Annotated in this window: 15 protein-coding genes and 1 pseudogene; all 16 read right to left on the minus strand. The window is 42.6% G+C overall.

Annotated features, from left to right (window positions below):
- Nucleotides 1–30: 30 nt before the first annotated feature.
- A complete protein-coding gene (locus BC351_RS18070) occupies nucleotides 31–2166 on the minus strand; it encodes a right-handed parallel beta-helix repeat-containing protein (RefSeq protein ID WP_079414139.1) in 2136 nt (711 codons plus the stop codon).
- Nucleotides 2167–2522: 356 nt separating this feature from the next.
- A complete protein-coding gene (locus BC351_RS18075; protein ID WP_079414140.1) occupies nucleotides 2523–4079 on the minus strand; it encodes a lipopolysaccharide biosynthesis protein in 1557 nt (518 codons plus the stop codon).
- Nucleotides 4080–4125: 46 nt separating this feature from the next.
- The gene (locus BC351_RS18080; protein ID WP_079414141.1) at nucleotides 4126–5319 is read right to left on the minus strand and encodes a glycoside hydrolase family 88 protein; all 1194 of its coding nucleotides are present in this window, start codon (nucleotides 5317–5319) and stop codon (nucleotides 4126–4128) included.
- A 14-nt stretch (nucleotides 5320–5333) separates the two neighbouring features.
- Nucleotides 5334–6515 carry a glycosyltransferase gene (locus BC351_RS18085; RefSeq protein WP_079414142.1) on the minus strand — a complete coding sequence of 394 codons (1182 nt, stop codon included), beginning with the start codon at nucleotides 6513–6515 and terminating at the stop codon, nucleotides 5334–5336.
- Nucleotides 6516–6519: 4 nt separating this feature from the next.
- Entirely contained in the window at nucleotides 6520–7719 is a 1200-nt protein-coding gene (locus tag BC351_RS18090) for a glycosyltransferase (RefSeq protein WP_079414143.1), read from the minus strand.
- 15 nt (nucleotides 7720–7734) lie between these two features.
- Nucleotides 7735–8892, minus strand: coding sequence for a polysaccharide pyruvyl transferase family protein (locus BC351_RS18095; protein ID WP_079414144.1), 1158 nt, complete (start codon nucleotides 8890–8892; stop codon nucleotides 7735–7737).
- A gap of 12 nt (nucleotides 8893–8904) precedes the next feature.
- Entirely contained in the window at nucleotides 8905–9942 is a 1038-nt protein-coding gene (locus tag BC351_RS18100) for a glycosyltransferase family 2 protein (RefSeq protein WP_079414145.1), read from the minus strand.
- 2 nt (nucleotides 9943–9944) lie between these two features.
- Nucleotides 9945–11138: a glycosyltransferase gene (locus tag BC351_RS18105; protein WP_079414146.1), complete on the minus strand. Its 1194-nt coding sequence runs from the start codon at nucleotides 11136–11138 to the stop codon at nucleotides 9945–9947.
- Nucleotides 11131–11736, minus strand: a complete 606-nt coding sequence (locus BC351_RS18110) for an acyltransferase (protein ID WP_079414147.1) — start codon at nucleotides 11734–11736, stop codon at nucleotides 11131–11133. The genes BC351_RS18105 and BC351_RS18110 overlap by 8 nt, the downstream gene beginning before the upstream one ends.
- Nucleotides 11733–12497, minus strand: a pseudogene (locus BC351_RS18115) (glycosyltransferase family 32 protein); the annotation flags it as partial. The pseudogene BC351_RS18115 and the gene BC351_RS18110, both read right to left, overlap by 4 nt.
- A gap of 124 nt (nucleotides 12498–12621) precedes the next feature.
- Nucleotides 12622–14430: an ABC transporter ATP-binding protein gene (locus BC351_RS18120; RefSeq protein WP_079414149.1), complete on the minus strand. Its 1809-nt coding sequence runs from the start codon at nucleotides 14428–14430 to the stop codon at nucleotides 12622–12624.
- Nucleotides 14430–15629 carry a nucleotidyltransferase domain-containing protein gene (locus BC351_RS18125; RefSeq protein ID WP_079414150.1) on the minus strand — a complete coding sequence of 400 codons (1200 nt, stop codon included), beginning with the start codon at nucleotides 15627–15629 and terminating at the stop codon, nucleotides 14430–14432. Before BC351_RS18125 ends, BC351_RS18120 begins: the two co-directional genes overlap by 1 nt.
- Nucleotides 15630–15647: 18 nt before the next feature.
- Entirely contained in the window at nucleotides 15648–16103 is a 456-nt protein-coding gene (locus tag BC351_RS18130; RefSeq protein WP_079414151.1) for a lasso peptide biosynthesis B2 protein, read from the minus strand.
- On the minus strand, nucleotides 16090–16398 hold the full coding sequence (locus tag BC351_RS18135; RefSeq protein ID WP_079414152.1) for a lasso peptide biosynthesis PqqD family chaperone: 309 nt from the start codon (nucleotides 16396–16398) through the stop codon (nucleotides 16090–16092). The genes BC351_RS18130 and BC351_RS18135 overlap by 14 nt, the downstream gene beginning before the upstream one ends.
- A gap of 3 nt (nucleotides 16399–16401) precedes the next feature.
- Nucleotides 16402–17337, minus strand: a complete 936-nt coding sequence (locus tag BC351_RS18140) for a phosphoenolpyruvate carboxykinase (ATP) (protein WP_079414153.1) — start codon at nucleotides 17335–17337, stop codon at nucleotides 16402–16404.
- Nucleotides 17338–17480: 143 nt separating this feature from the next.
- Nucleotides 17481–17615 (minus strand): paeninodin family lasso peptide, encoded by a 135-nt coding sequence (locus BC351_RS41625; RefSeq protein WP_144028442.1) that lies wholly within the window; start codon nucleotides 17613–17615, stop codon nucleotides 17481–17483.
- Nucleotides 17616–17617 lie beyond the last annotated feature (2 nt).

Raw genomic sequence — 17617 nt, forward strand, 5'->3', positions numbered from 1 at the left:
TCACCTTCCTTTTTCTGTTTTTAAGGGCCTTTAATTGTTGCTGTGGATGTCGTTTGCTTTTAACTTTAGAATAGCCTTATTCAAAATGTTGTTCCATATCTGGAAAGCAGGCGCCCCTGTTCCCGCATACATCGTTGAGATCCCAACAGCTTCCATGTTGGAAGTAATTGTGTTCCCTTTGATCGTCGCGGATAAAATAAGATTGGGCTGCGCTTTTTGCCAATAATCGTTCAGCTTGATAATTTCAGTGGAAGCTGAAGTAATCCCACTTGCTGTAATTTGATTATTTTCGATATGCACCTTTTTCGCGGCAGTTACCGAAATGGCCGAAGTATTGCCAGAAATATTGAATTTGGAGTTGGTGATGGTCAGATCCAAGTTCTCATTGCCGGCTGTTAACCCGCCATAGCCTGTAAATGAGCAATTATTAAATACATATTTACCGGATTTCCCAACACCCGGAACTGCTTTGCCTCCATCGGTTGGCCCCTTAAACACACAGTTATTGTAAGTCCCCGGCGGCAAATCTAAGCCGTAGGTTGAATTGTAGCCAGTAACGGTAAGGTTATCAAAAATATTGCCCTCCACATTCCCGCCTGAGACCGCTCGCAAAGCAGGTGCCCCAGTAATTGTGACATTTGTTAGATGAACAGGATTTAACCAAATGGATAAGCCTGCTTCAGCTGTTTTTTTGGTCAGATTGATTGTAATATCCGAAGCTGTTACACCAAAAGGCTTGGAACTGCTAATCGCAAAATTCGTATTGGTTGCTGTCATCCCTTTGATATTAATATTAGGTCCATCGAAATGAGTCAGCGAGTCACTGATGGAATTGCCTATGAAGGTCACATCATGACTGGCATAAATACTTGTCCCTTCAAAATTGTTGTCTTTAATTGTTGCCCCTGTGAAAGGTTCAGAGACAGCGAGCCCAATTGCTCCAGCAGAAGCCAAATGGTTATTCTCTAATAGGCCGTCGTGGCCGTCGTAGAAGATAACATCATATCTGCTGTTCTTGTAAAATTTATTGTTCTTTATTGTAATGTTTTCATTAATAAATCCGTTATCGCCGGCACCGCCTTCAACGTCGATTCCCGCCATGGGCGCCGTGCCGCCCTTTCCACCTATATCATGAAAAGCACTATTCTGCACGGTAACATTTTTACCTCCGCTAATACTCAATCCTTGTCTACGATTAAAAGAAGAATCAGCATTTCGGATCGTAATATTGGTAGACTGCACCCTGTTCCATATTTCCACATAGGTGCCTTTTTGGATAGTTCCGCTAAATGCAAGCCTCATAGAATCGCTTCCCGCTGGAATTGGCACATACTTCCCTTGCGGTTGTTGCTTTATTTTGGAGATAAAGGTCCCATCTGCTTTGTAAAAATAAATATCATAGACATTCGGCAGCTGATGACCGTTGTCAATGATAAGACTGTGCGTCAAATCAAAGGATGGGTCCGTTAATTTCCAGCTTGCTTTGGTTCTTATTTTCGATGAATCCTTGGTCAGCTTGCCTTGATCATCCAAACCGCCTGATTCGAAGCCATTTTCATACAAATCCTGCATGTACCCGCTGCCGCCGGCTATATAAAGCCCGTCACCCGTAAAGTTATTGGTCTTTACGCCATCAATCGTAACATTAATCGCACCTTTGGTGGCAATCCCATACCCGCCTTCATGGGTGCCTCCCTTGGAATAATCGTGTGTATCTCGATCGCCACGATACGTTCCACCAGCAATGGTTACGTTCTTAACGCCTACACCTACAAGCAATGTCGTGTAGCCTGGAAATCCGTTTTGTTCCTTCTGAATGACCGCTTTCTCGTCAAGCCAAAATTTCATATCACTAACCATGTTGATTCGTCCACGCGCATCCCAAGTTCCATCTGTTCCCTTGGCAATCAAATACGTTCCCGCGGGAACCTTAAAGACGTTGTAGCCCTGATCATGCGCCCATTTCAGCGCATCATTAAAGCCATCCGTCGTTTCAACCGCATGGGAATTGTCATTGTAAATATGCCATTTGGCTAAATCGAGCTCATAGATGCGTTCTTGACTAGAAACAGAAGCAGGTGCAGCCGTCTCGGCATGCGAAGCATTGGGCCATACTGGAAGCAAGCAAAGGCAGACGGAGCACAAAATAAAAACAAACCTATACATGTTAGAGTATCAATCCTTTCACTTCTTAGAGGTTCTCCATAAAGAGACCATTTCAAACGATGACTAGAAACTGGACGACGACAAATCCCCCTCCCCTGCTGCCTCTAGATGCTTTGGTCGGAACGACTTTCTTGCCGTTTTCCGTACATATAAAGGGGATTCAGAGCAAAAGCAGTGCTCCATTTATACAGAAGCAGACTAACAAGGAGGCATTATCGTGCCCCATGAATAATACTGATGCAGCTCTGGAAAACAATAAGCAATATCACTTGGACATGTCTTTGCACGCTTATTTAGAAGATAAGCAATCGTATCCGGATTAAATTGAAAAGACTCTTTCATTGAAGACGCTCCTTTCACATTTTCCGTTGATTCAGGGCTGCTGCTGGCATCACTTTCCTCTGCACCTTCATCAATAGGCCTATAGCAATTCTCGCCAAATATTTAAATTCATCACTTCTATGGAAAATAAGGATATAAACCAAATTCGGTATAAGTAGACAAAGCAGCGCTTTGGCTCCAAAAGTAAGAATGGAATGGACGTCAATTAGATGAGCGAAGAAATCAGTAAGCAGACAAGTCCCCACGCCTATCGCGGCATAGTAGAAGTAACGGACAAAGTACCGCAGAACGGACAATTGAAATACTTTTTTATACACAAAATACGGCGTCGTCCAAAAGGGCACCAACATCGCACTTATCAATGTACCAATGAATACGCCAGCAATTCCGATCGATTTTACTAAAATAATAGAAAAAACGAGATTGACGGCTGCTTGGCACAGGGGCACATATCTGTCTTCATGGAAAATTCCCGCTGTTGTCTTAACGGTTGTTATGGAGTTTCTCATGCCTCTTTCATAGAAAGTAATGACCAAAACAATCAACACCAGCTTATCCATTAGAAACTGCGAACCAATCCATAGTGTGATAAAAGGCTCGATCGTCACAAATAAAACAATAGCAAACAAGGAATACAACCAGAAATTAAGCAGCATGGTCACTTTATATACACTATAAATTCTTTCTTTGGTCTCCTTTGCCACTAAGTTGCCTACGCTATGATAAATATTATTGAAAATCTGATTAATGAACGTCCTGCAAATGTCGATTAGCATAAAATAGTTGGAGTACAGGCCAACAGCAGCAACGCTTACATAATAAGAAATAATCAGATTATCCGTTCCAAAAATTAAGTAGGAGCCTACGTTTTGCAGAATAATGGCTTTAATATTTTTGATTAGATTACTTTTGGTCAGACTATCAATTGTGCCTGCGATCTTCTCCTTGAGAAAAGGATATAGCTTATCAACAATCATCGATAAAATGATGTTGTTCGTAATCGTAATGACACTGTCAATAATTAAATACATCAAATAATTCTGCGTCGTATAGAGAATTGCGATCTTCAGACAAGTCGAAAGGATTGAGGAGACCGAGAACAGTCCCGTTATGATGTATCCTTTCTGATTCACATTAAGAAAAGAACTCTTGTACTGAAATAAATAAGGGGTAACGGTATTGACCAGGAAGACAAGATAAATCAGATGGATATGTGAGACACTGGATTCTTTGACAAAATAATTAAGAAACGGCAGGACAGATAGGCCCAATACAAGAACAACCAATGCAATCGCTAAATACGCTTTCTTATATAATTTCATCAGCATCAAGATCTTATCTTTATCTTGTTCAGCCACTGGTTTATACAGATTATAAATAATACTTGACCCGATACCGGCCTCCGCTAACGAGAGCATCGCTAATATATTCGTGAACAGACCATTAACGCCTAAATAATCCAGACCTAGCGTGTGAATGAATACTGTTCTTGAAAAAAAACTTAAGAACGTAATAATCAATTGATTGCCAAGTCCTACACCTATGTTGATCAGCGAATTTTTGGTTCTCATACTACGAACCCTATTTCATCTAATAATTCTTCGTACATTTTATTGATCATCTCTTCACAACCTTAAAACCATGATTGAAGTTCATCATTCGAATACAAAAGCCTTGCGTGAAAGGCAGGATATTGAACAACATGGAATACACCCCAATGTCTTTCGTATCTCCTTGCGAGAAATCAACAGCCCCATTCCGTCTCGTTACCTTCATCAAATAATTGGATGCTTGATTGGCGCTGTCTAAACACATGTCCGCAATCTCTTCGATTTTGGATGCATTCAACATAAACCAGCCCAATGTAGCCGTAGTAGATGAATCTGGCCGGCATTCCCCTCTGGTTACGGTCCAATTCCAGTTGCCATTAGCCTGTTGAAAGGCGATAGCCGCTTTGGCGAATCTTTTCACACTTTCCTCTAAAATTGCTTTATACGCATGATCACTTGGAAGTTCATTCCAAGCGTCTATGAGACCTATGGCATACCAGCCAAGCCCTCTACCCCAACCAAATAAGCCTAGTGGCAGCTTATCATCTACTTCATAGGCATGACTTGGGATATGATGCCCCTCAAGCATCCCGCGCTCTTCATAAGCTTTAATCTGTTTTAATGCCAATTCTACACATTCCTCTAGTTCATAACGAATACCGTATGCTACCAAGAATGGACAAATAAACCCGATTGTATCCACATACCGATAGCCCTTCATAAACTTTCGGTAAGCCACGGTACCATCGTGTCCTATATGTTCCCGGATCATAGCCCAAGTAGTATCAAGAGCTAATTTGTAATCATCCGTTTCTATAAAATCCACTTTCATTAAAGCGTAAGCTAGTATAGCTGTATCGACATGAGTAGGCATTTGACGCCATTGTCCTTGACGATCAAACTTCATATCCAAGTACCGCTTAAGCTCGCGTTCCACTTCCAAGTCATGATGATTTTGCAAGTATTCCGACAATCCCAGAAGCAGCGATGCTTCTTGCCAGTGCTGGATCGCACTCCTTGTATAATTGCCCTTTAACATATCAATTACGACTAATCTCGTGTGATCCGTTACCTTAATCTTCGGTGTTGTGTTCAGCCATTTGAGTCCAACTTTGGTGATCGATTTACTCCATAATTGCTTATCCTCATATCTCCCAATGTGAATTCGACTGAGCCAATCCTGCCCAATGGGAACAATATCAATTAAGATAATGATGATTATAATCAAAAGTACGATTACACCTAAAATTTGAATAATCATAATGCGCGTCCCCTTTAATTAAACATCTCATAGAGCTTGTGTATTTCGGATTCCGTTCCTAATTGTTCATTGGCTAAGTGACGTTTGAATTGTTCTCTTAATCCTTCATTATTTATAAGCAATGCAATTCCTTCATATAAGGCGTTGACGTTCATCTCTACAATTAAGCCGTTGTCATAATTCGTTATTTGATCCTTAGCGGTACTAAAGTTAGTGACTACGATAGGTTTGTGTAAAATCTTAGCCTCATCTATAGCAATGGATTTCCCTTCAAATAACGACGGCTGTACATAGATATCCGCTTCTTTGATATAAGGATAAGGGTTTTCTTTCATTCCCAGAAGTACGAAGATGTCTCGAAGTTCATGCTCATCAATCATTTTCTCGAGTTGATCCCTTTCTTCCCCTTCACCGATGATATACCATTTCACTGGGTACCCATTTCCAATGAGCGCTTTGCAGGTTGCAATAGCGAGTTCGAAATTCTTCTGTTTGTTCAACCTGCCTACAGAAATGATCTTGATGCCCTCATCCCCCATAACTGTCTGCTCTAATGCCATTTTGTTAATTGTTGCAGGAGAGATAATGTTATGCATAACCCTCACCTTGGTGTTATACATGGGAAATCTGTTCCTTAACACATTCCCGCATTCTTCTGAAACAGACACGATATTGTGCAACTTCTCAAAATAGCCGTGATCTAAATCAGGATCCATACCCAGCATGTCATAGTCGTTATGAACAAATCCTATTTTCTTGGCTGCATCAACCTTATCAACGCAGAAATAGATAGGCGTCTTTTCAAGATAACCAACGGCAATATCATACTTGGTGTTAATATTTTTTAATGCTTTTGAGAGATATGCCCATACGATCTGCTCAGATCTGACTCTGTTTTTCTCCGTTTTCATGGCAATGCCAGCCAATAATCTCGATAGAGCGATCTCCAGCTTGCCCTTCTTTAAGCAATCCAGGATAGCCTTGTGCATCGACATATCAAAATAACGATAGTCGCTTGGCTCTTCCAACACATTGACCTCACCAGGGATTTTGTTGAAAAACATTCCCTCATGCTTGAGTAAAAATAAGTCCACATCGTATTTCGAATAGTCAATTGTTTCCAATAGTGAGATAAGTGCCTTCTCAGCGCCACCGCAGGTTAAGTTATTCATTATGAACAATACCTTTTTTTTCATCGTCTCACCTATTTATAAGTTCATAGAACTTGTTTATTTCGTCTTCAGTACCCAGTTGTAAGCTTGCTAGATTAGCTGTTAGCATAGTTCTCAGCTCTGCATTAATAATCATTTTCTCAATTTCATCGGCAATCGCATCTGCATTCATTTCCACAATCATGCCATCAATCCCATGGGTAATCTGATCTTTAGCGGTACTGAAATTCGTTACAATAATAGGTTTATTTAAGATTTTGGCTTCATCAATGGCAATAGATTTTCCTTCAAACCTTGAGGTTTGCGAATAAATATCAGCTTGCTTGATGTAGGGATATGGATTCGACTTGAGGCCCAGTAGTTTAAAATGGTTCTCTAGGTTGTATTCCTTGATTAGCGCAAGCAGCCGTTCCCGTTCCTCACCATCGCCAATAATGTTCCACGAAATATTGTAGCCGCGGTCGATTAGCTTTTTACAAGACTCAATGGCGATGACAAAGTTTTTTTGATAATGCAATCTTCCTATCGACAGGATGACAATTTGATTTTCTTCTTTCTCGAACAGTTCTTCATGATGTTGATCCGCCATTGAGTTAATGAAGGTGGGAGAAACAATATTATAGATAACCTTTACTTTCTCCTTTTGTTCAGGAAATCTACTCTCAAGAACAGTCGCACACTCCTGAGAAACGGTAACAATTTGATCCAATTTATCAAAATAGACTTGATCAAACACAGGATCCATGCCCAATTGATCATAGTCAATATGTACCCAGCCTATTTTCCTGGCAGCTGAGTCCACCTTATCCACACAAATATAAGTGGCGGTTTTTTCCAAAAAACCAATTGCGACATCATAATTCCCTTTGATATTCTCCAGTGATTTAGAAATATATTTCCAATTATATTGTTCTCTTAATGCGACATTTTTCAAGTTTCTATTCCTGAAGGTAAACATCAATCTGTTGTAGGCCAGCTTGCCATTGCCTTTGCTTACTAATTTCCAAAGTGATTGAAGCAGCGGCAAGCTAAACATATGATAAGTATCCGGCAATGGAATGATCCGCACTTCTTTCGGGACGAACTCTACGAATAATCCTTCATGCATTAATAGGAACAAATCTACACTATACAATTCGAAATCTATTTTGTTTAATAAAGTGACTAAACTCTTCTCTCCACCACCCGAAGTTAAACTGGGCATAATAAAAAGCAATTTTTTCTTCATCTTATACCTCATTTACTAGACTAGTCGATTTAAATACTCAACAGCTTTATAAGACATCTTCTGAATGCGAGGAATAGCTTGATGCAGCGTTTCTCTAATCGCTTTTTCATCTTTGACCATTTCGTCGAATTTACTTTGGAGCTTAGCGCCATCGGATATTTCTTCAATCCCCAGCACTAATTTCTCTTCGCCAAAAATGTCCTGCGCGATCCCTTTTGACTTTACGCTATAACCAAGAACCATGGTTGGAACATAATTGGAGTAAGCGGCTATTGTTGCATGCGTTCTGGCGCCGATGAAAAATCTCATTCTCGCAATATATCCTTTGTACTGGATCGCATTCAAATGGTTGGGCAAAAGGATTACTCTACCTGTATGCTGGAATTCCTCATAGTACTTCTGCAGAACCTCATAGTCGTTATTTCCACCTTCAATCACGTGGGGAGTAAGAGCTATCGTCATATCCGTCGTGTTGATAATATGTGTGATGAGGTCTCTTACGGCCGTTTGAGACTTTTCATTTTTCTTCCAGACCAATGGACTGAAATTAAGGCCAACCGTATTCCCCTCCTGCCATCCGCTTGGCAGCTCCAACTCTTCCTTCTCCATCGTGAAAGCGGCATCCGCGCATAATTCGACGTTGCGCAATCCCTTGCTTTTCAGCATGTCATACGTCAACGTTTCTCTGGCAAGAATAAGATCAAATAACTTTAAGTCTTCTAGCTTTCGCTCTGACATATCTTCTTTGCCTATCGAGCAGCCCCATAAAACTAACTTCTTCCCCTGAGCTTTAACTCTCCTATTGATTTCATACCATCCAGGCTGTTCACCATAACAATAGTTATCCCCGCCGATCGAAAGGCAGATATCCATATTGGAAATATGTTTAACGATATTGTTATGGATTTTGCCCAGCGCATAAGATTCGTCTTTGAACAGCTTTACTTTAAAAGAGGAGAGGAACCAATCGTACGAGTATCGCTTAATGCCACGGGGGGAACCATCATAAATTCCATCCAGCTTAGAAATGATACGATCCGTCTCAGGCTTCCCAGAAGCTAAGTAGACCTGCGCACCCGTCATTTTTTCTTTAATTAGACTAGTTGAGGAACGGACAATCGCTTCGCACCCTCTATTTAAACTACCGTCATGAGCAAACATCATAATCTTCATTGTCTGATCTCCTCAACTTGTTTTGTTTCTTATGCTGCTGTATCTTGTGCCACAATATAATCCTAGCGTCGACTTTTTTCGAATCATATTTATGATGAATCTTTCATATCGGCCTAACGTTCCGTACACTTCACGATAATAAATGGGAAGCGCTTCTCTGACATGAGGGTTCGCGATCATAGTGCTCACATACCTTAACCTTTGGCTGAAGCTTAACGTATTCGATGATTTTAAATAGACATTGACATAGGCCATCACACTATTGATTAGCTTGATTGACCGCAGCTGCTTGTATGCAAGTGGCTCTATATAACTCACGATCATATCAGGGACATCCATTGTGTAGACTTCTAATGCCCTTTGGAAATAGTCCTTTTCCAAAATATTTCTCGTTGCGCTTCCTGCCACTTCCCGGTAGTGATAACCCGAATAGTCCAGATACATCGCATGAGCAGCATATTTGAAAAATTGCATGTTAAACATTCCGTCTTCTCCCAGTGCAACCTTCTCAGGAAACTTTACTTCATTCCCCACTATCGTTATTCGCTTGTACAGCTTGTTGCACGCCGTGTTCAACTGATCTGACTTCAGAAAAAAAGGAAGTATCTCCCTCTCGATATACACTCTCGGCAGGCTAGTATGAGCTGGGAACGGGTATCTGGTAATCACCCGCCGACCTTCCATTTCACTTTCGAAATTGGAGATAACAACGTCATAATCTTCCTGCTTCGCCGCATGATAGAAGGTTTCATACATATCCGCATCTACGTAATCATCCGCATCTACAAAACCTATGTACTCACCCGCCGCTGCTTCCAGCCCCTTGTTGCGGGCCATGCTTACCCCTTGATTGGTCTGATTAATCAGCCTGATCCTTGAGTCTTTCTTGCAGAAGCTCTCAATTATTTGCTGACTGCCATCCGACGAGCCATCGTTAATGAAGATGAACTCACATTCTCGCAACGTCTGGGCAAGAAGAGATTCCACGCATGGCACTAAGAATTTCTCAGCATTATATACAGGAATGACGACACTTACCTTTGGATTCATGACTATATCACTCCATACAGCTTATTTAATTCGAAGGTGTTGCTGTAATCTTGAGACGTGATATGAGTAATCAGATCATTTCTTAATTCGTTTCTTCCATACAACAGCTTAATCCCTTCAGCGATCCCTTCCACACTTAACCCGCAAATAATGCCATCCACGCCATCCTCAATCTGACTGCTCGCTGTTGGATACTTGGTTATAAGAATAGGCTTGCCTAAGATTTTGGCTTCCGTTACGGTGACCGCTTTGCCTTCATATCTGGAGGGCTGCACATATAGATCGCAAAATCTGATATAGGGGTATGGATTCATCTTTTTGCCAACGAGGATAAAGCTCTCCTCCAGCCGGTTCTCAGCAATTAACTGTTTCAGCTGTTCCTCATAGCCGCCATATCCGACGATGAACCATTTAATATGAGTAAGACCTTGATCATGCAGCAGCCTTAGTGCTTTAACAGCCATATCGAATCCCTTCACATAAGACAGCCTGCCAACGGATACAAGATTAAAGGTCCCTGAGAAGCTTTCGTTCAAGTGAAAAGGATCTTCGGCCATATGCTGGATAAAAGAAGGAGAAGTAATATTCTCTATTAATACAATCTTCTCTTGCAGCGAAGGGTAGGTGTGGATAAATGCTTCTGTACATGCCTCAGAGATCGAGGCTATCGCATCGAACTTACGCCAGACTGACAAGTCTATCTGATTGTCTATTTCTAATTCACTGTAATCCGTATGGATCCAGGCAATCTTCTTCTCAGCGCTAACTTTATTCGCGACAATATCATGCGGCCAAGCATAGCTAATGGCGAGATCATACTTTTTTTCAAAACGAGGCAACAGGTACGTTGTATATTTCAGTACAAGCTGCATTTGAATATAGCCTGAACCTTCTTTGAGTTTCCTAAGCTTCGCCTTTATCCCAGCTAAGCCTTTGCTTAGCATCCGGATGAAGAGAGCGGAGAGATGCCCCTCTTTCAAACAATCCAGCATCGATTTGCGAAATACGGTGTATGCCGGAATCTGAGGCAAAAGGTTGACACGATCCGGGATTAAACTCAAAAAATCACCTGAATGGTTGCAAATGAATAAATCCACCTCATACTTATCGTAATCAAAGCTCTCCAGCATGTTGATTAAGCTTCTTTCAATTCCGCCAATTTCCATGTCATAGACAGTGATTAGTATTTTATGCATATTGAATATAGCTCTTTTCCCTTTTATTTAAGAACAGCGTATTCGCAGGCACATTCCCCTTCACAACACTTCCCGCTGCGATGACGGCATTATCACCGATGACAGTGTCCCTTAATATCACAACATTGGAGCCAACCCACACATTCTCACCTATGATGACTTCTCCCATAATGAGGTGTTCATCTGTAAAATGCTTAAAATTATGATCATGGTCATTAATACTGACATTAGGGGCTATTTTTGTGTTCTTGCCGATCGATATTCGGTATACACAATTGATGTTGCAGTTATCATTGATAAACACTTTGTCGGCAATATGCAGTTCACCATGATGATCGACTCGGATACTTGCATTTTTCCTTATAAACACAAATTTGCCGATATCAATCCTGGCGTGCTTGCTGAAGGCTTCAATTCTGCTATTAGCTTGGAGAGAGAAGATCGACGATTTAATATTATTAAAATAAAGAAGCTTATTGAGATATGCTCTGAGAATGCCTACGGCATGCGATAGATTCATAACTACGGTGTAATACAATCCTCTGCCGCGGCTCTCCGCAATGAGTGTCGTTATTATTTTCCTCAAAATACGTATCATTCTGTTCTCCCAATGGACTTATTTGAACCAAGCAGCCTTCGTAGTCTAGCGATGTTATGGCCACCTATGACCTTAGCTAGTGTCAACTTCATCTGCCCCTTCCATCTTGCCTTCGGCGGAAGCCAGCTTTTATAGAAATGATGCATGGCATAAGTTTGTTCTGTGGTGAAGGTTCTGCAGTTGATGTAATCATAGGGGGAGAAATAGATCTGCGGATAGAAGGTGCCCATGCCGGCTATTTCTTGCCATTGACCATTGGGGGCAATCCCCATATCGCCTAGTATTTTCGTAATCATCGCTACATTCGTCAAGGAATCGAAGGTCCCGTCCGCGCGCAGGAAGCTTTTGTCCTGATAAGAGTCCATGAATACTTGAATCAGCTTATTCCCTTTGGCTGCCCCGATCGTACTCGTCGCAATAAAATTCTCCTGCTCGAATCCCCAGAAGGATTCATGGTGCAATAGATCGTCAAATGACTTGTAGACCTCTACATCCGTATCTAAATAAATGCCGCCAACGTGATATAAAGCGTGAACTCTGGCGTAATCGCTGACAAAAGCAAATTTGCCTGCTTCATAAGCTTCTTTCACATATTGATTGCTGCTTAGATCAAAATTGCTTTCATTCCACTCCATGAAACGGTAATCGGATAAATAACTGTGCCAGCTCGCTATGCAGCGATTAACGATGTCAGGTTTGTCCTGCTTGCCGAACCAGCAATAGTGAATAATCTTGGGAATTGTCATGACCGAATCTCCTTCTTCCGATGACTCACGACTAAAGGTTCGCCATTCTTAATAAAGAACATTTATTACCTCTAATAATAGTTCTTTATAAAGAACTTGTCAACGCGTATATGCTTCAATAGAGAACATTTACACCAGCTTAATTGTTTACATAATTGACAGCACCGCTTATGGGATTGCCCAGCATGGTTGAAAACATTCCGCCTCGTTCACGAGCTAGTTGGTCATAGTCTCCCATCTGAATGATTTTCCCCTCATCGATAACAATGACTTGATCTGCTTTGCGAATGGTTGATAATCGGTGTGCAATGACGATCATCGTCAATTTTCCTTGCAGCTGATCCAAGGCTTCTTGAATTTTGGCTTCATTCTCCCGATCTAACGCACTAGTTGCCTCATCCAGAATAAGGATTGACGGCTTGCGAAGAATAGCTCTGGCTAGAACAAGACGCTGCCGTTCACCGCCAGACAGCCGAACACCACGATCTCCGATCATCGTATCCAAACCTTGGGGAAGTTTACGGACGAACTCTGCCGATGCCGCAAATTCAAGTGCCTCCCACAGCTGTTCCTCTGTCGCATTCGCATCAATCAATAACAAATTATCCCGGATGCTGCCGTTAAATAAGAACGGGTCCTGAGGCACATAGCTGATTGATTTCCTAAGGGACAACAAGTTATCTGGTGTAAGCGGAACGCCGTCCATGCATACTTGCCCTTGCTGCGGCTGCAGAAGCCCCATGAGGATGTCAATCAAAGTACTCTTGCCCGCGCCGGACTTACCAATGACCGCTGTCATTTGTTTCGAAGGAATACTCACATTGATATCCTGAAGTGCATATCGACCTTCATTGGTGTTATAAAAGAAAGATACGTCTCGGCATTCTAATCTCTCCATGATTTGGACTGGCTCTACGAAGTCTCCTGTTTCTCTGATCTCTCTGGCTTCTCTGCATTCATTTTGCAATTCCATGAGTGTTTTGAAGGCAGGTATCGCTGCGGCAATTTGCTCCAAATTGGACTGGATACTAGTAAATCTCGGCCATAGTCTTGAGAAAATGAGGACAACCAAGACAAGCTGCTGCCCCTGAGTTTGAAAAAACAGGACTGATAGGCAGATGAAGAAAGCTATGATAAGAGAGGACGATATTTTAAAATAAAGCTGGGAATTAGCACTTATTCGGGCCAGTGCCAAACGCTCCTGCGCGAATTTCTGACACCACGTCATCAACCATTGAATTCTGGATTGTTCCAGCATATTGCTTTTGATATCCTTAATGCCATTCAGGTGATCCGTCATACCGCCAATATAGCTTCTGCCAAGCTCGGATGTCTCTTGGCCCAGCAGCTTAGACCTCTTGATGAATACCCGGGAGAAATAAGAGACAGCCAGTCCGCAAATGATCACAAATACGGTCATCATCGGGGACAGCCAGAAAGCTATGCCGACCTGAATAAGCGTGAAGACAATAGAAGCTGCGAATTGCAGGAAGATGAAGGTTCCGCTGGTCACCCGTCCTAATTCATCCGTAAGGGAATTAATAAGATCCGATTTCCTTCTTTTGATAAAAAAGTCCCAATTAGCCTGCATGATTGCTTTATAGGTCTCTAATCTGACATGATTGATAAAGCCGGTATGAATGCGAACATCCCGAAGATTGAAATTACGTTGAACGATGCTTTGACCGGAGATCAATACGAGGTAAATACCCATGATAAGAAGCAGTGCCCCTGACTTCGGAAGCCCATTGATGACGTCCAAGAAAGCTGTCGGGAGACTGAAGCCGGTACTGCTGTTCAGGATTCCGCTAATACTGAGCAATGGAATCAATAAGAATATCGCTAGCCCGTCGAGGAGACTGATCAGTGTCATGCCGATTAAGTTAAGATAGATAATCTTGCCCGCATAGGTGTGCAGCTGCTTCGTAAAATACAACAGATGTTCCATTATAATTCTCCCTGTGAAACAACATTCTTCCTCGTTTTTCTCCAAGCCCATAGAAACGGACGCAAGAGGAAATACAGAACATGCAGTGATTCAGGCAACCTCAACGTCTCGGCATCCTCTGGATAAGGGTGAAGGAAGCTTAAGACAAACAGTATTTTTTGCCGCGTCGCCATGAGCGCGAATAAGTGCCGTTTGTGATAGCTGGATACATGCGGTGGCACGGGAAACGTATGCAGATTTATTTTCTGCCGAATATAAAAGTAAGCCGCTTCAGCCAGCCGATCTGCCCGCTTGACGGAGGCTAACGTTTCAAGCTCTGGTGTTAACGGTGTGTGGAGAATTCGCACAGCGAGAATAATCGCTTGGGCGCCAATATGCAGCTGCTGATGCTTCTTAAGCAGATCTTGCAGCTTGCTCTCATCCAACTCCTGTCTAGCCAGCTGGTCGATATCGGCCAGCCACCGCAATCGCGACCAACCATGGCGGGCTCCATGGGAAGCAAGAAATAGAAATAAATCCTCTCTCCCCAAATAATAGATAGGATGATTGGCAATAGGGCTGATTCTTTTGCGCTCCCAGAGCTCATTGAACGTTGGCTCCTTGCCGGGACCAGGACTTAAACGCCAATGAATTTCCAGTTTAATTCCTTTTTGGAAGTGATTGTACGTAACATGGTGATGCCGCCACTTCCAATCATTAAGTATCGTCTTGTATTCATCATCCTTGACATATCCAAGCCTGCACAGCAAATCCTCTGTTTGCTGCACGTTCTGAATCGGGATGAGCACATCCAAATCACCCGAGGTACGCAAAGAAATATCTCCATAGAGATCAACTGCCAGGACAGGACCTTTGAGCATGATCGCACGGATGTCGGAGTCGGAGAACACTTTCGCTATATTCGCCATCTCGGCGCTCAAGTGCAGCATCGTGAAGGTATTATGTTGATAATCCTGCTGCAGCTCTCTTAAGACCTGCGGAGGAACAAGGGTCTCTCCTGCTTGTTTAAGCTTGGCATACAGATTGGGATACACCCGGTGATGCCTCGCTAGCTGCAAGAATTCCCCCCAATTGATCTCACTTAAACAGTCTCTATAGGTAGACAGGTCGTTATTCCCTATCTTCATTTTCATAATGGAGAGGAGCACGTTTAGTTCTTTAGAGAAAAGCGTTGAATCTGAATGGGAAAGGTTAGTCATCTTAATCTCCTTCATCCTCTATTCACTTACATATTTAGCGAATTTGCCGATTACCGCAAACTTCTCCATGCCTTCGGCTCCCGTAATATAGTAAGGACCGCTGCGGAGCCAAGCATGAGCTATCATTTTACCCGATTCGTCCCTGGCCGTTCCCAAATATAGCGTGCTGGCAATGCGCCGCTTGGCTAGCATTTTGGATGCAGCAATGGCCTTCACTAAGCATTTGCTTTCCCATGGCGTATGCTGACTTATAAGTTGAATGGCATCTTGAATCCGAATCAGCTCGGTTCTGTTTCGATCCTGCTTCTCCTGTGGCGTTTCTTCCATCTTAACCCCAAGCGTTGGGGCAACCTTAGAGAACGGCACCGAGATTTGCATACGGGCCCAGCCCAAATAGGATAAAACCTCTACATATAGAAGTACGGTTTTCATCTCTAGCGAAAATAATAATTTAATTTTTCTAAAGAAGCCCATGATCTTCACCGGATTCGATTAGTCCTTCTTTGGAAAGCATTTCGATAAAGGAAATCACCTCAAGCTCGCATTCACGCTGTTCAACCTCGTATTCGGACATTAATGAGGTCACAATCTCAGCAATTCCTACTGGCTGCGATAATAATTCCCAAATCCTCCCGCCAATTTCACCTAAATTGTAGTACTTCCCATTGTGGATGCTGAGCATGACTTTCTCGCCACCCATATCACTTACAATGTTGCCTTTGCCTTGCACATAATAATATTGCAGCGAAATGGCTTGATTCTTCAACATCGTCTATTCCTCCTTATGGATAGCTTGCAGAATTGTCGCTACGAGCAGAGGCGCTGTAAACCCCGTCATCGGTCTGGAGAGTCGATACATTGCAATCTGTTTCACCACGCTTACCGAAGTGCGGAAGTGCCAATCTGTTAAGCCTAATTGGGGGATAAAAAAATTCCGAAACGTATGCTCGAATAGGGTCTGCAAGCGAGCTAACTTCTCGATCGGCCGAATCTCGGCTTCTTGCCCCTCCGATTTCACAAGCTCAATAACGCCGGCAAGCGGAAGAGTGCCCGCATAGTAGTTCCCAGCCATGGGGACATTGTATTTGGTTGCCCTGCCATAAATCGAGCGGTACTGGCTGGCTTCCATGCCGAAGCTTGCTAAGCTTTCCTGCCAAAGCTTCTGCTGCGGATACGACGATGTCACATAAGGGACATCTCCCGCCTCGGACAGTGAAACCGCTATGACATCATCTGTAAGAAGCTGGTAGCCTTGCTTCATGAATGCTGAGGCAAGCGTGGACTTCCCAGCACCTGACTCCCCAACGATGGCATAAGCCTTGCCTTGAATGGCGACAACACTGCCATGTAGAGGAAGCACTTTTCTCTGCATGAGGATTGCCCCCATACATGTCCCCAGAATGTACAATCGAATTTCATTTTCATCTGCATCTGGTTCAGGGACAACAGAGATGAGCTTGCCGTCCTGCACAGCAAATAAGGCAACTTTAGGCACATAGAACATCACCGTATGATCTGTGACCAGATACGTATTAGGCTTTTCGTATGCCTCAGCAAACGGGCCATGCGTGCCGTCCAGTCCCAATTTAATGACAATGTCAGAAGATGCTGCTACGCTGTTTGTTTGCTTAAGTTCAGGGAAATCCAAATCACTTGCTATCATTAAACCAAAAGCCAGATAACAGGTATGCTGCTCAATGCTCAACATGCGTTTCACTCCATCACATCCATAATTATGCTAAAGGTCCTTATACGGCTTGATGTATAAGGACCTTTACCTATAAACCTCAAAGTACCAGCTGCCCACATGGTTTCCTATGTACCGAAATCCAAGCAGATTGAAGTTCATTATTAGCTATACGTTAATTGGTCGCGAGGAGTACCTGATGGGTAAGCATAATCAAGGTGATTCCCATTTCTTGGGTCAGCCATCGTCATGCTTACTTCAAGAACCTCAAGCGCTGGTTTTTTCCATTCTTTTTTCATAT

Origin of the sequence: Paenibacillus ferrarius, from assembly GCF_002027705.1 — a bacterium.
GTDB lineage: Bacteria > Bacillota > Bacilli > Paenibacillales > NBRC-103111 > Paenibacillus_E > Paenibacillus_E ferrarius.

Coding starts and splice junctions, on each gene's coding strand:
- BC351_RS18070 (WP_079414139.1), bottom strand. CDS start 2,166: ATGTATAGGTTTGTTTTTATTTTGTGCTCCGTCTGCCTTTGCTTGCTT.
- BC351_RS18075 (WP_079414140.1), bottom strand. CDS start 4,079: ATGAGAACCAAAAATTCGCTGATCAACATAGGTGTAGGACTTGGCAAT.
- BC351_RS18080 (WP_079414141.1), bottom strand. CDS start 5,319: ATGATTATTCAAATTTTAGGTGTAATCGTACTTTTGATTATAATCATC.
- BC351_RS18085 (WP_079414142.1), bottom strand. CDS start 6,515: ATGAAAAAAAAGGTATTGTTCATAATGAATAACTTAACCTGCGGTGGC.
- BC351_RS18090 (WP_079414143.1), bottom strand. CDS start 7,719: ATGAAGAAAAAATTGCTTTTTATTATGCCCAGTTTAACTTCGGGTGGT.
- BC351_RS18095 (WP_079414144.1), bottom strand. CDS start 8,892: ATGAAGATTATGATGTTTGCTCATGACGGTAGTTTAAATAGAGGGTGC.
- BC351_RS18100 (WP_079414145.1), bottom strand. CDS start 9,942: ATGAATCCAAAGGTAAGTGTCGTCATTCCTGTATATAATGCTGAGAAA.
- BC351_RS18105 (WP_079414146.1), bottom strand. CDS start 11,138: ATGCATAAAATACTAATCACTGTCTATGACATGGAAATTGGCGGAATT.
- BC351_RS18110 (WP_079414147.1), bottom strand. CDS start 11,736: ATGATACGTATTTTGAGGAAAATAATAACGACACTCATTGCGGAGAGC.
- BC351_RS18120 (WP_079414149.1), bottom strand. CDS start 14,430: ATGGAACATCTGTTGTATTTTACGAAGCAGCTGCACACCTATGCGGGC.
- BC351_RS18125 (WP_079414150.1), bottom strand. CDS start 15,629: ATGACTAACCTTTCCCATTCAGATTCAACGCTTTTCTCTAAAGAACTA.
- BC351_RS18130 (WP_079414151.1), bottom strand. CDS start 16,103: ATGGGCTTCTTTAGAAAAATTAAATTATTATTTTCGCTAGAGATGAAA.
- BC351_RS18135 (WP_079414152.1), bottom strand. CDS start 16,398: ATGTTGAAGAATCAAGCCATTTCGCTGCAATATTATTATGTGCAAGGC.
- BC351_RS18140 (WP_079414153.1), bottom strand. CDS start 17,337: ATGTTGAGCATTGAGCAGCATACCTGTTATCTGGCTTTTGGTTTAATG.
- BC351_RS41625 (WP_144028442.1), bottom strand. CDS start 17,615: ATGAAAAAAGAATGGAAAAAACCAGCGCTTGAGGTTCTTGAAGTAAGC.